The 14112-nt window shown below is 60.7% G+C and carries 9 protein-coding genes; 1 reads left to right on the top strand and 8 read right to left on the bottom strand.

The annotated features are described in order from the left end of the window. Positions 1 to 217: 217 nt before the first annotated feature. The 8 genes from ACWIKB_RS00770 to betI all read right to left on the bottom strand — a co-directional run bounded on the left by ACWIKB_RS00770 (position 218) and on the right by betI (position 11736). Complete coding sequence (locus ACWIKB_RS00770; RefSeq protein ID WP_054044241.1) at positions 218 to 1396, bottom strand: BaiN/RdsA family NAD(P)/FAD-dependent oxidoreductase; 1179 nt, start codon at positions 1394 to 1396, stop codon at positions 218 to 220. 158 nt (positions 1397 to 1554) lie between these two features. Further along, the gene (gene dbpA, locus ACWIKB_RS00765; protein ID WP_054044240.1) at positions 1555 to 2940 is read right to left on the bottom strand and encodes an ATP-dependent RNA helicase DbpA; all 1386 of its coding nucleotides are present in this window, start codon (positions 2938 to 2940) and stop codon (positions 1555 to 1557) included. A 57-nt stretch (positions 2941 to 2997) separates the two neighbouring features. Further along, positions 2998 to 4425 carry a multidrug transporter subunit MdtD gene (gene mdtD / locus ACWIKB_RS00760; RefSeq protein WP_475264927.1) on the bottom strand — a complete coding sequence of 476 codons (1428 nt, stop codon included), beginning with the start codon at positions 4423 to 4425 and terminating at the stop codon, positions 2998 to 3000. A gap of 155 nt (positions 4426 to 4580) precedes the next feature. Further along, complete coding sequence (locus ACWIKB_RS00755; protein WP_475264926.1) at positions 4581 to 5930, bottom strand: TldD/PmbA family protein; 1350 nt, start codon at positions 5928 to 5930, stop codon at positions 4581 to 4583. Next, positions 5930 to 7372, bottom strand: a complete 1443-nt coding sequence (locus ACWIKB_RS00750; RefSeq protein ID WP_475264925.1) for a TldD/PmbA family protein — start codon at positions 7370 to 7372, stop codon at positions 5930 to 5932. Before ACWIKB_RS00750 ends, ACWIKB_RS00755 begins: the two co-directional genes overlap by 1 nt. A gap of 266 nt (positions 7373 to 7638) precedes the next feature. Further along, positions 7639 to 9342, bottom strand: a complete 1704-nt coding sequence (betA, locus tag ACWIKB_RS00745; RefSeq protein ID WP_475264924.1) for a choline dehydrogenase — start codon at positions 9340 to 9342, stop codon at positions 7639 to 7641. A gap of 216 nt (positions 9343 to 9558) precedes the next feature. Further along, entirely contained in the window at positions 9559 to 11031 is a 1473-nt protein-coding gene (betB, locus tag ACWIKB_RS00740) for a betaine-aldehyde dehydrogenase (RefSeq protein WP_475264923.1), read from the bottom strand. A 111-nt stretch (positions 11032 to 11142) separates the two neighbouring features. Next, entirely contained in the window at positions 11143 to 11736 is a 594-nt protein-coding gene (betI, locus tag ACWIKB_RS00735) for a transcriptional regulator BetI (protein WP_475264922.1), read from the bottom strand. Between the two features lie 379 nt (positions 11737 to 12115). Between betI and ACWIKB_RS00730 the strand changes: the two genes are divergently transcribed. After that, positions 12116 to 14065 (top strand): BCCT family transporter, encoded by a 1950-nt coding sequence (locus ACWIKB_RS00730; protein ID WP_475265381.1) that lies wholly within the window; start codon positions 12116 to 12118, stop codon positions 14063 to 14065. The last annotated feature ends 47 nt before the right edge of the window (positions 14066 to 14112 follow it).

The raw sequence follows: 14112 nt of genomic DNA, 5'->3' as shown, positions 1-14112 counted from the left end.
CGAGGCGATGACGCTAAATTGAGCCAGTAATGACGCCGACGCAATGGCGCCGATCACATCTGACAGCAAAATCTGTTCCCTTGATGGTTCTGTGTTGTCTGTTCGGACGCTTTCGCGGGCAAGCCTCGCTCCTACAGGTTCGTTTCATACGCAATATCGCGAACGATGCAAATCCGTAGGAGCGAGGCTTGCCCGCGAAGAACGATAACGCGGTCAATCAGACGAATTGCGCAGCCGCGTAACCCGAAGCCCACGCCCACTGGAAGTTGAAACCGCCCAGGTGCCCGGTGACATCCAGCACTTCGCCGATGAAGTACAGGCCAGGGCTTTTCAGCGATTCCATGGTCTTGGACGACACTTCATGGGTGTCGACACCGCCCAGAGTCACTTCGGCGGTGCGGTAGCCTTCGGTGCCGGCGGGGACGACTTTCCAGCTCGCCAGTTTTTCGGCGATGTCGGCAATTTCCGCGTGGGTGTATTGCTTCATCGGTTTGGACACGAACCAATTGTCCGCCAGCAGGTTGGCCATCTTCTTGGTGAAGATTTCTCCCAGCAAGGTTTTCAATTCGCTATTCGGACGTTCGGCTTGCTGCTGTTGCAGCCAGGTCGGCACGTCGTGGTCCGGCATCAGGTTGATTTCCACGGTGTCGCCGGATTCCCAGAACGATGAGATCTGCAAAATCGCCGGGCCGCTGAGGCCGCGGTGAGTGAACAGGATGTTCTCGCGGAAGCTTTGCTCGTTGCAGCTCACCAGACAATCCACCGAGGTGCCGGACAGCTCGGTGCACAACTCTTTCAGCTGATCGGTGATGGTGAACGGCACCAGGCCGGCGCGGGTCGGCAGCAGGTCGTGGCCGAACTGCTTGGCTACTTGGTAACCGAAACCGGTGGCGCCCAGGGTCGGGATCGACAAACCGCCGGTGGCGATCACCAGGGATTCGCAGGTCAACTGACCGAGGGTGGTGTCCAGCAGGTAACCGCTTTCGAGTTTTTCGATGGTCTGGATCGAGGTGTCCAGGTGCAGGCTGACGCCGACCTGATCGCACTCGTTGAGCAACATCTCGAGGATGTCGCTGGATTTGTTATCGCAGAACAACTGGCCGAGTTTCTTCTCGTGGTACGGCACGCCATGTTTGGCGACCATGCCGATGAAATCCCACTGGGTGTAGCGCGCCAGCGCGGATTTGCAGAAGTGTTCATTCTGCGAGAGGAAATTGCCCGGTTCGGTGTACATGTTGGTGAAATTGCAGCGGCCACCGCCCGACATCAGGATTTTCTTGCCGGCCTTGTTGGCGTGGTCGAGCAACATCACTTTGCGCCCGCGCCCGGCGGCGGTCAGCGCACACATCAACCCTGCGGCGCCAGCGCCAATGATCACGACTTCGGTAGAGCGCAAAACGGTGTCCTCACACAAAATTCAGATTCACCGACAAACCAATGTGGGAGCGGGCTTGCTCGCGAAAGCGGTGTGTCAGGCAACTTAATGCCAACTGACACTCCCTCTTCGCGAGCAAGCCCGCTCCCACATTTGATCTCTGTCAGCCAGAAGATCTCTTACAAAATGCGAACGCGCAACGAACGACCTTTGATCTTGCCGTCGTTCAGACGTTGCAGTGCCTGCTTGGCAATCCCGCGTTCCACGGCCACATACGCCTGGAAGTCGAAAATCGCGATCTTGCCGACCTGAGCGCCCGGAATACCGGCATCGCCCGTCAGAGCACCCAGAATGTCGCCCGGGCGAACCTTGTCTTTACGGCCAGCGCCGATGCAAAGCGTGCTCATCACCGGCAGCAGCGGTGCGCCGCCCTGGGAGGTGAGGTTGTCGATTTGATCCCAGCTCAACGGCGACTGTTGCAGCTTCTCGATGGCCTGGGCGCGGTGCGCTTCGGACGGGGCAACGAGGCTGATCGCGATGCCTTTCTCACCGGCGCGACCGGTACGGCCAACGCGGTGGATGTGGATTTCCGAGTCACGGGCCAGTTCGACGTTGATCACCATGTCCAGCGCATCGATATCGAGACCGCGCGCGGCGACGTCGGTGGCAACCAGTACCGAAGTACTGCGGTTGGAGAACATCGCCAGCACCTGGTCGCGGTCACGCTGTTCCAGATCGCCGTGCAGGCCGACGGCGGAAATGCCTTTGGAGGTCAGGTGATCAACGGTTTCCTGGACTTGCTGCTTGGTGAAGCAGAACGCCACGGTGGACGCCGGACGGAAGTGGCCAAGGACCTTGGTCACGGCGCTCATGCGTTCTTCCGGGGAAATTTCGTAGAAGCGCTGCTCGATCTGCGTGTCGTCGTGGAACGCTTCGGCCTTGACGATCTGCGGGTTGCGCATGAACTTCGCGGCGAGTTGCTTGATGCCCGTCGGGTAGGTGGCGGAGAACAGCAGGGTCTGGCGACGCTCAGGGGTCTGGGCAATGATTTCTTCGATGGAGTCGTAGAAACCCATGTCGAGCATGCGGTCGGCTTCGTCGAGGATCAGCGTGTTCAGGCCATGCAGCACCAGCGAACCTTTACGCAAATGCTGCTGGATGCGGCCCGGGGTGCCGACGATGATGTGCGCGCCGTGCTCCAGCGAACCGATCTGCGGGCCGAAGGACACGCCGCCACACAGGGTCAGGACCTTGATGTTGTCTTCGGCACGGGCCAGGCGACGGATTTCCTTGGCGACCTGGTCAGCCAGCTCACGCGTCGGGCAGATGACCAGCGCCTGGCAACCGAAGAAGCGCGGATTGATCGGGTTCAGCAGGCCGATACCGAAGGCAGCAGTCTTGCCGCTGCCGGTCTTGGCTTGCGCGATCAGGTCCATCCCCTTGAGGATCACCGGCAAGCTTTGCGCCTGGATCGGCGTCATCTGGGCATAACCGAGGGAGTCGAGGTTAGCCAGCATGGCGGCGGACAGCGGCAAAGTATTAAAAGCGGTGGCGATGGTGGTCACGGGACGGGCCTGCAAAACAAAATGTCGCGCAGTGTATCAGGCCCGTGGCCAATGGCCCTAAGGTTCGATGTGTTCTTCCGGACGCTTGACGCGCCGTCCGTCTTCCCGGGACAGCTGCGAGAAGATCGTCGCGGCCAGCATCGCCATGATTCCGACCGTCACGAAGGTCAGTTGGAACGCGCCCAGCACTGTCTCCACGCCATCGTTGCCGACCTCTGCGGTAAAGCCGCCGAGCAGGGCGCCAGCGCAGGCTACACCGAGGCTCAAGGACAATTGCGCCACCACCGACAGCAGACTGTTGCCGCTGCTTGCGCTGGCGTCGTCGAGATCGATCAGAGTCACGGTGTTCATCGCGGTGAACTGCAAGGAGTTGATCGCGCCGGCAATCGCCAGCATCACCAGCAGCAGCCAGTACGGCGTCTGCTCGCTGACCAGGCCCATGGCCGCCAGCATGATGCCCAACGCCAGGGTGTTGCCGGTCAGCACGATGCGGTAACCGAAGCGTTCGATCAGCGGCCGCGCCACGGACTTGGCGAACATCGCCGCAGCGGCCAGCGGCAACATGCTCATCCCGGCCTGGGACGGCGAATAACCCAACGCCACTTGCAGCAGCAACGGCACGAGGAAGGGCAGGGCACCGCTGCCCAGACGGGCGAACAGGTTACCGAGAATGCCGACGGCAAACGTCCGGGTCTTGAACAGCGACGGGGCGAACAGCGGATTCTCGATGTGCCCGGCCCGCAGCCAATACGCCGCCAGGCAGGCCATGCCGCCGAACAGCAGCAACATCACCCGCAGGTGCGGCAGGTGCAATTCGCCGAGGCCTTCCATGGCAATGGTGATCAGCACCATCGCCGCGCCGAACAGCAGAAAGCCGAGGCTATCGAAACGCGTGCGTTCGGTGCCGCGCAAATCCGGGATGAATTTCCACACGGCGTAGCAACCGATCACGCCGACCGGCAGGTTGATCAAAAAGATCCAGTGCCACGACAGGTACTGCACCATCCAGCCGCCGGTGGTCGGGCCAAGCAGCGGGCCGAGCAATCCGGGAATGGTGATGAAACCCATGATCCGCACCAGCTCCGAACGCGGGTAAGCCCGCAGCACCACCAATCGCCCGACCGGCAGCATCAAGGCACCGCCCAGGCCTTGGATAATCCGGGCGCCGATCAACATGGTCAGCGTGCTCGACAGTGCGCAGAGCAACGAGCCGATGCTGAACAGCAGGATCGCGCCGAAGAAGATCTTCTTGGTGCCAAAGCGGTCGGCGATCCAGCCCGAAGCGGGGATCAGCAAAGCGACGGTGAGCATGTAGGCGATGATCACGCCCTGCATGCGCAACGGGTTTTCCGCCAGGTCTTGGGCCATGGCCGGCAGGGCGGTGTTAAGGATGGTCCCGTCGAGGGATTGCATGAAGAAGGCAATGGCGACGACCCACGGCAACCAGCGGGCAGTGACAGCGTCGAGAGGCGGGCGGTTGGGCATGGGACCTCTTGCGGGAAAAGGGTTAATGCAATGTCATGGTGGGACACGGTCCATGTGGGAGCGGGCTTGCTCGCGAAAGCGGTGGATCAGTCAACATCGATGTTGAATTTGATGGCCTCTTCGCGAGCAAGCCCGCTCCCACAGGGTTTTTGTGTTTACAGGGTCAAGGTCAATCGGCTGACAAGAGCTCCCGGCAACAACGCCGACGCCGTTGCTCGCTGACTGTAAGTACTCGCCGACAGCAGCAACTCGCGCTCCTGGGTCAACGCTTCCAGCTGCGATCCAAGCAAACTGTAGGCACTGTCATCAAAACGCATGGTGCTCACTGGGGCCTGAATCTCGCCGTTCTCGACCCAGAACGTCGCAAACCGCGTCATGCCGGTCAGGCGTGCTGCCGGTTGGTCCGAGTAGTTCAGGTACCAGAGGTTGCTGATGTACAGCCCCGTGCCCAGTTGCTTGAGAATCTCCGCTTCGGGCAACCCGCCGGCGGCCATGTTCAGTGCGCTCGGCATTTCACCACCGCCGGCACCATTGGCCGTCAGGCCATATTCCGCGGCACTGCGTGAACTGACCATTTGCGCGCCGGCCTTGCCGGCGACGATCAAGCCCAAATCGCTGCGCGGATACCCTTCGCCGGAAAACGCCGGACTCAGGGAGCCGCTGACCTTCTCATCGATGGACACCAGTGGGCTGAACGAATGGTCGCCCGCGTAGAGTTTCTGCAACGGACTGTTCTTGCTGGCAATCGACTGCGCCGAGAAACCACCCCATCCGAGCATGTCCATGATTTCTTCCATGGCCGCCGGCGCGAGGTATGCGCGGTACTGACCTGGCGCCAAGGTGCGCAGCGGCCGACCGAGAAACGCCAACTGTTCGCGCGCCAGGGCAAAGCGTTTGGCAAAACCTTCGCTGTTCCAGTCGTGCCCGGCGTAGCTGGCCTTCACGGCCTGGCCATTTTCATGGAACAGACTGAAATCGAAGTTGAAGCTGTTGGCCTGATGCCAGCCGAACGCGCCCGAGGAGCTGGCGAAACCACGACTGATTGGTCCGGCAGCGTAGAAACCCACCAGGTCCAGACCTTCGGCCGCTTTGGTGATTTCGGCGACGACCTGCTCGGTGTCCGGGAGCGGATGGTCCTGCACGTTTTTGCTCTGCCAGCCATTGTGGTTGAGCAGCAGGTACGGGTCCGCTGGCAGCAACGGCAAGGTTTCGCGCAGCTGTTGCAGACCTTCGGCCAGGCGCTGGATATCGGTTTGCGCATCACCGGACAGCGTGATGTTCAGGTCGGCGTGGCGACCTTCGTTGATCAGTTTGAAACCGACGCTCGCTTGCTGCACTTGCCCGGCCTGACGGACCTTGGCGTGGTTGAAACGCACGAAGGCCGAGGACTCGGCGGCGTAGCTGAGGGTGAATTGTTCTGGTTCGTGAATCGCATCGCGCAACCACTGGACCAAAGCTTTGAATGCGTCAGCCTGATTTTTTGGGACGCTCTTAAAGTCAGTCATCAGGCGTCTCCCCCAAACACATCAACGTTGCTGAACACACAGGCCGGCGACGCATGGCCGACACGAATGACCTGGTTCGGTTCGCCCTTGCCGCAGTTCGGCGTACCCAGGACCTGAGAGGTGTCGGCGTTGCCGACGGCACTGAGGCTTTTCCAGAAGTGCGCGGAAATCGCCCGGTAGTTCGGGTTCTTGACCACGCCTTTGAGCTCGCCGTTTTCGATCAATTGGCCCCACTCGCAGCCGAACTGGAACTTGTTGCGCGCGTCGTCGATGGACCAGGAGCGATTGGTGCGCATCAAGATGCCGTGTTCGATGTTGCCGATCATCTGCTCCAGCGGTTGATCGCCAGCTTCGATATTCAGGTTGGCCATGCGGTCGATCGGTGGACGGTTCCAGCCGCAGGCGCGGCTGTTGGCCACGCCGTCCATGCCGGCACGGAACTGCGACAACGCGCCGCCCAGTGGACGTAGCAGCACACCTTCTTTGATCAGGAATTGCTTGCTCGCGGCTGTGCCGTCGTCGTCATGACCGTAACTGGCAAGCTGCTCGGGGATGTCCGGGTCGAAGGTCACGTTAAGCAGTTTGGAGCCGTATTGCAGGCTGCCAAAGTCCTCTGCCTTGACGAAACTGGTGCCGGCGTAATTGCGCTCATCGCCCAGGATGCGGTCGAGTTCCAGCGGGTGACCGATGGATTCGTGGATTTGCAGCATCATCTGGTCTGGCATCAGCAGCAGGTCACGCGGGCCTTGCGGGGTGTTCGGTGCCAGCAGCAGTTGCAGCGCCTGATCGGCGACTTTCGGGCCGGCGCCGACCAGGCCGCAGCGGCTGATCACATCGAAGCCGCCCTGTTGGCCGAAGTTCTCGCGGCCCAGGGTGCGGGTCTGGCTGTCGTTGCCGTCATAGGCGGTGACTTCCAGGCTTGGGTACACGAAACGCTGGGCCTGGCGCAGTTCGGCACCGGCGCTGCTGAGGTAGATTTGCTCGACGTTGGTGATGCCGATGCTAACTTCCCAATTCACCAGTCGCTCGTCCTTGGGCACGGCGGCGGATTCGGCGCCGAGCAGTTGGTAGCAGTCGCTCAGGGAGGGGAAGGGCTGGTCGAGGTTTGGCGATAGATAATCGGCACGGTCGCTGGAGACGATTTGCGTGCTCAGGTCGAGCAAGGCGTAAGGCTTGAGTCGGCGGGCTTGTTGCTCTGCCTTCTCCAGTGCGGCTTGCAGGCCTTGTTGCGACAGGTCGTTGGTCGCTGCGTAGGCTTCGACGCCGTTGACCCGAACAGTCAGCATTGCGCCCTCGTCTCGGCTCAGACTTGGCGGTTCGGCGACGTTCTTGCGAACCGAGAGGTATTGGCCGGACTCGCGTACATAACGCAGCGAAAAGAATTCAGCGCCCGTGCGCAAGGCAGCAAAGCGCTGCTTGAGCTGGGGGTGGAAATCGAACATTCGAGAACCTCCTTGGTCTGGAGAAGCGGCGTATCGGTACGGCGAGGGGGTGAAACGTTTGCGTGGCGCTAGATTAGGCCTGCGCGGGGGGTAGGATCAAGGGCGAAGCGGTGTAGGAAGGGATTACCGGGGTGTGTCAGAGGGTTGTGCAGTGTTTGTTCGGGCCCCTTCGCGAGCAAGCCCGCTCCCACATTGGATCTGTGGCGTTCACAAAACCAATGTGGGAGCGGGCTTGCTCGCGAAGGCAGCACCGCGGTGTAACGATCTTACTGTGCAGTAGGACTCACATCGCGCATCGGCTTGCCACGCACCGGTGCATCACCGGCCACGAAGTAGGCAGCCTTGCTACGCGGCAATGGCTGACGACCACGAATCTTGTCGGCGATTTTCTCGGCGATCATGATCGTTGGCGCGTTCAGGTTGCCGGTGGTGATGATCGGCATGATCGAGGCATCAACCACACGCAGGCTCTGCATGCCGTGTACACGGCCTTCAGCATCAACCACGGCCATGTCGTCGGTGCCCATTTTGCAGGAGCAGGACGGGTGGAACGCGGTTTCGGCGTGTTCGCGGATGAACTGGTCGAGCTGCTCATCGGTTTGCACGTCGATGCCCGGGCTGATTTCGCGGCCACGGAAGGCGTCCAGTGCAGGCTGTTGCATGATTTCACGGGTCAGGCGAATGCCGTCACGGAATTCCTGCCAGTCTTGCTCGGTGGCCATGTAGTTGAACAGGATGCTCGGGTACTCGCGCGGATCCTTGGACTTGGCCTGGATGCGCCCACGGCTTGGCGAACGCATGGAACCCATGTGCGCCTGGAAGCCGTGTTCTTTCACGCCGTTGCTGCCGTTGTAGTTAATTGCGACCGGCAGGAAGTGGTACTGGATGTTCGGCCAATCGAACTCTTCGCGGGTGCGGATGAAACCGCCGGCTTCAAACTGGTTGCTGGCGCCGATGCCGGTGCCGTTGAACAGCCACTCGGCACCGATGGCTGGCTGGTTGTACCAGAGCAGCGACGGGTACAGCGACACCGGTTGGGTGCAGGCGTATTGCAGGTACAACTCAAGGTGATCCTGCAGGTTTTCGCCGACGCCTGGCAGGTCATGGACCACCGGGATGTCGAGTTTTTTCAGCAGTTCGGCCGGGCCGACGCCGGAGCGTTGCAGTATCTGCGGCGAAGCGATGGCGCCGGAGCACAGCAGCACTTCTTTGCGGGCCTTGGCTTCAACGCGCTCTTCAGCGGCGCCGATCAGGTAGCGCACGCCGACCGCTCGCTTGCCTTCGAACAGAATCTTGTCGGTCAGGGCGTGGGTGACGATGGTCAGGGTCGAGCGCTTCTTGGCGACGTCCAGATAACCGCGAGCGGTGCTGGCGCGACGGCCGTTCGGCGTCACGGTGCGGTCCATCGGGCCGAAACCTTCCTGCTGGTAACCGTTCAGGTCTTCGGTGCGCGGGTAACCGGCTTGCACGCCTGCTTCAACCATGGCGTGGAACAGCGGGTTGTTGCCGGCTTTTGGCGTGGTCACGCTCACCGGGCCGTCGCCACCGTGGTAGTCGTTCGGGCCGATGTCGCGGGTTTCAGCCTTGCGGAAATACGGCAGGCAGTCGAGGTAGGTCCAGTTTTCCAGACCTGGCAGTTTCGACCAGTTGTCGTAGTCCATGGCGTTACCGCGGATGTAGCACATGCCGTTGATCAGCGACGAGCCGCCAAGGCCCTTGCCGCGACCGCATTCCATCCGGCGACCGTCCATGTGTGGCTCTGGATCGGTTTCGTAGGCCCAGTTGTAGCGACGGCCTTGCAGCGGGAACGCCAAGGCGGCCGGCATTTGCGTGCGGAAGTCGAAACGGTAATCCGGGCCGCCCGCTTCGAGCAGCAGGACGGTGACGCCTTCGTCTTCAGTCAGACGGGTCGCCAGAGTGTTACCGGCCGAGCCGGCACCGATGATGATGTAATCGTATTCTTGGGACATTAAATGCACCCTCTTTGAAGTTGGTCAGGTCGCGGGTCGCCTGAACGCCACGCAACCTGTGGCGAGGGGGCTTGCCCCCGTTCGGCTGCGCAGCAGTCGTAAAGTCAGCGACCGCGTTCTATCTGAAGACTTGCGGCGTCTGGAATGGGGCTGCTTCGCAGCCCAACGGGGGCAAGCCCCCTCGCCACAACGGCGTTCACTCCAGGCTTCGCGTGCTTAGAAAACCGAGGCGTAATCGCCCAGTTCGACCTGTACCGATTTGATGCGTGTGAAGTTGTTCAGCGAAGTGATGCCGTTCTCACGGCCCACGCCCGACTGCTTGTAGCCGCCGACCGGCATTTTCGCGTCGGATTCGCCCCAGGCGTTGATCCAGCAGATACCGGCTTCCAGTTGATGAATCACGCGGTGGGCGCGGTTCAGGTCCTTGGTGACGATGCCAGCGGCCAGGCCGAAGTCGGTGTCGTTGGCGCGACGGATCACTTCTTCTTCGGTGTCGTAGGTCAGGATGGCCATGACCGGGCCGAAGATTTCTTCGCGAACGATGGTCATGTCGTCGGTGCAATCGGTGAACACGGTCGGTGCCACGAAAGCGCCTTTGGCCAGGTCGCCTTCGGTCAGACGGGAGCCGCCGCACAGCACGCGAGCGCCTTCTTCCTTACCTTTGGCGATGTAACCCAGCACGCTTTCCATGTGGGCAAAGCTGACCAGCGGGCCGAAGTTGGTGTTCTCGTCTTCCGGGTTGCCGATGCGGATACGGGCAACACGCTCGGCGATCTTGGCTTCGAAAGCGGCTTTCAGGTGCGTCGGTACGAACACGCGAGTGCCGTTGGTGCAGACCTGACCGGAGCTGTAGAAGTTGGCCATCATCGCGGTGTCGGCGGCGCGATCGAGGTCGGCGTCGTCGAAAATGATCAGCGGGGATTTGCCGCCCAGTTCCATGGTCACTTCTTTGAGCGAAGAGCTCGAAGCGCTGGCCATGACCTTCTTGCCGGTGTCGGTGCCGCCGGTGAAGGAGATTTTTTCGATGCGTGGGTGCTCGGTCAGCCAGGTGCCGACTTCACGGCCACTGCCGGTCAGAACGTTGAACACACCAGCCGGAACGCCGGCTTCGGTGTAGATCTCGGCCAGTTTCAGGGTGGTCAGCGAGGTGACTTCGCTTGGCTTGAAGATCATCGCGTTACCGGCCGCCAGGGCTGGTGCGGATTTCCACAAGGCGATCTGGATCGGGTAGTTCCACGCGCCGATACCGGCCACGACGCCCAGCGGCTCGCGACGGGTGTAGACGAACGAAGTGGTGCGCAGCGGAATTTGCTCGCCTTCGATGGCGGGCACCAGGCCTGCGTAGTATTCCAGCACGTCAGCACCGGTAACGATGTCGACGTACTTGGTTTCGGAGTACGACTTGCCGGTGTCCAGGGTTTCCAGGGCGGCCAGTTCATCATTGCGCTCGCGCAGGATGTCTACGGCACGGCGCAGGATGCGCGAACGCTCCATGGCGGTCATGGCAGCCCAGATTTTCTGGCCCTTTTCGGCACTGACCACGGCGCGTTCGACGTCTTCTTTCGTCGCACGCTGTACTTTTGCGAGGACTTCACCGTTAGCCGGGTTGATGGCTTCGAAGGTGGCGTCGCTGCTGGCGTCGCTGTAGCCGCCATCGATGTAGAGTTTTTGCAGTTCGAAACGGGCCATATAGTCCTCGCAAGTGCATAAGTTGGTTGGCGGTGACCACTGGGGTGATGCCATAAGGTTGTGGCATCACCGATCAGTAGCCGTTCAGGGGCTGAGCGTTTTATGTGTGCTCTAACTCACCTGCTTGGCCAATTGGAAATCCATGTATTCGTAAGCGATCTGTTGCGCCTGCCCGGTGTCGAAAGCATCTCCCGACAGCGCGCCGCGCAACCACAAGCCATCAATGAGGGCTGCCAGGCCTCGGGCGGCGCTGCGCGCTTCAACGAGCGGCAACACACGGCGGAACTGGCAGCACAGGTTGGAATACAGACGGTGATCGTTGATCCGCTGCAACCTGTGCAAAGACGGCTGGTGCATGCTGGTGGCCCAGAAGGCCAGCCAGGTTTTCATTGCCGGGCCATTGACCTGGCTGGCGTCGAAGTTGCCTTCGATAATCACCTGCAAATGAGCCCGTGGGCTGTCATCTGCCAGCGCCTGGCGGCGCGCGGTGACGCTCTCGCTGAGGACGTTCATCAGATACCGCATCGTGGCGGCGATCAGGCCATTCTTGTCCTGAAAATAGTGACTGATGATGCCATTCGAGACACCGGCCAAACGGGCGATCAGCGCAATGCTGGCGTCCCCCATTCCGACCTGATCGACAGCCTGCAATGTGGCTTCGATCAATTGCTGGCGGCGGATGGGTTGCATACCGACCTTGGGCATCTTGCACATCTCCTTAGGCCTTCCGACGGACGAAAAACGTCTATCGGATTGAGGGCCAGTCTATTTTGTTTTGATTGAACGTTCAATCAACAAAGAATAAGATCTGCGACAATTCGTCGCTGCCTACAGGTTTTTCCTACGTGTAGTTGGCGGAAAAACGACATCTGAAAACGCTCGAAACCCCCGCGCGCTGGCGCTCTTGGGCTTCGGGCTTTTTTCGGGCTGTCTTTATATCACCCGCCGGTCGGCTGCCAACTAACCGATTGGTCGGGTAACGCGTTGCCTTGTGTTCTTCTCCCGCACTGCCCGGAGCATCTGTGCCATGAGTTCTGCCTCTCTAATAAAGACCCCACCCGAGAAGGTGACGGTCAACGGTTGGGTGTTCTACACCTCTACCGCGTTGATCCTGTTGTTGACCGCCATTCTGATCATTACCCCGCAAGAGGCCGGCAGATTGCTCGGTATTGCCCAGGCCTGGTTGTCCCGCAGCTTCGGCTGGTACTACATGGTGGTGATCGCCGCCTATCTGGTATTCGTCGTCGGTCTGGCGTTTTCGTCCTACGGCAAGCTCAAGCTGGGCAGCAAGGACGACACCCCGGACTTCAGCTATGGCGCCTGGGCGGGGATGCTGTTCTCCTCGGGTATTGGCATCTCGCTGCTGTACTTCGGTGCTTCCGAGCCGCTGGACCATTACTTCAACCCGCCCGAAGGCGTGGCCGCCAGCAACATGGCCGCGCGTCAGGCTGTGCAATTGACGTTCCTGCACTGGGGCCTGCATGGCTGGGCGATCTATGCACTGGTCGGTCTGGCCGTGGCGTACTTTGCTTACCGTCATAACCAGCCGCTGGCGTTGCGTTCGGCGCTGTATCCGCTGGTGGGCGAGCGTTGGGTCAAAGGCGCGGCCGGTCATGCGGTAGACGGCTTCGGCATGTTCGTGACCCTGCTGGGGCTGGTGACGAACCTGGGGATTGGTTCGCTGCAAGTGTCGTCGGGGCTGGAAAACCTGTTCGGCATGGAACACAGCAACACCAACCTGCTGATCGTGATCATCGTGATGAGCACCGTGGCGACCATCGCTGCCGTGTCGGGTGTGGAAAACGGCATTCGTCGTCTGTCCAACCTCAACATCGTGCTGTTCAGTGGCCTGCTGATTTTCGTGCTGCTGTTCGGCCCGACCCTGCACCTGCTCAATGGCTTCGTGCAGAACATCGGTGACTACCTGAACGGCGTGGTCCTGAAGACTTTCGACCTGTACGTGTACGAAGGCGACAGTGAGAAGTCCGACCGCTGGCTGGGCCTGTGGACCCTGTTCTACTGGGCGTGGTGGATTTCCTGGGCCCCATTCGTGGGCATGTTCATCGCGCGTATTTCCCGTGGTCGCACCGTGCGTGAACTGGTGGCCGGCGTGCTGCTGATCCCGCTGGGTTTCACCCTGGCGTGGCTGTCGATCTTCGGTAACTCGGCCCTGGACCTGGTGATGAACCATGGGGCGGTGGAGCTCGGGAAGACGGCGCTGGAACAGCCGTCCATGGCGATCTACCAGTTGCTTGAGCACTACCCGGCGTCGAAGATTGTGATCGGCGTGTCGATCTTTGTCGGTTTCGTGCTGTTCCTGACCCCGGCGGACTCCGGCGCGGTGATGATGGCCAACCTTTCCTGCAAGGGCGGCAACGTTGACGAAGATGCCCCGCACTGGCTGCGGATCTTCTGGTCGGCGGTGATCACCCTGGTAACCATCGGCCTGCTGTTCGCCGGTAACTTCGAAGCCATGCAAACCATGGTGGTGCTGGCCGGTCTGCCGTTCTCGGTGGTGCTGGTGTTTTTCATGTTCGGCTTGCACAAGGCGATGCGCCAGGACGTGCAGATCGAACAGGAGCAAGCGGAGCTGGCAGCGCGCGGTCGTCGTGGTTTCAGCGAGCGCTTGACCCAACTGGACCTGCAACCGAACCAGTCGATCGTTCAACGTTTCATGGACAAGCAAGTCAGCCCGGCGCTGGAAGATGCGGCGGTGCAATTGCGCGCCCAGGGTCTGGACGTGCAAACGTTGCTGGGCAAGTCCAAGCGTTGCATGGGCGTGCGCATCGAGATGGAAGAGGGCAACCCTTTTGTCTACGAAGTGAGCCTGGACGGCTACCTGGCGGCGGCGAGCGAGACGGTGTCGGCCGAAAGTGCCGATGAACCGCGTGCGCGCTACTACCGCGCCGAGGTGTACCTGCACAACGGCAGCCAGGACTACGACTTGATGGGCTTCACTCAGGATCAGATCACCCGTGACGTGCTCGATCAGTTTGAAAGCCATCGGCAACTCCTTGGCCGGGTGTATAGCTGATATTTGAAAGGGGCGCGGTGTTTCGGTCTGAAGCACCGCGTCGTGTT

The organism is Pseudomonas sp. 5Vm1k, from assembly GCF_056161485.1.
The sequence above is the reverse complement of the archived record's forward strand: the minus strand, read 5'-3'. Positions and strand labels throughout refer to the sequence as shown.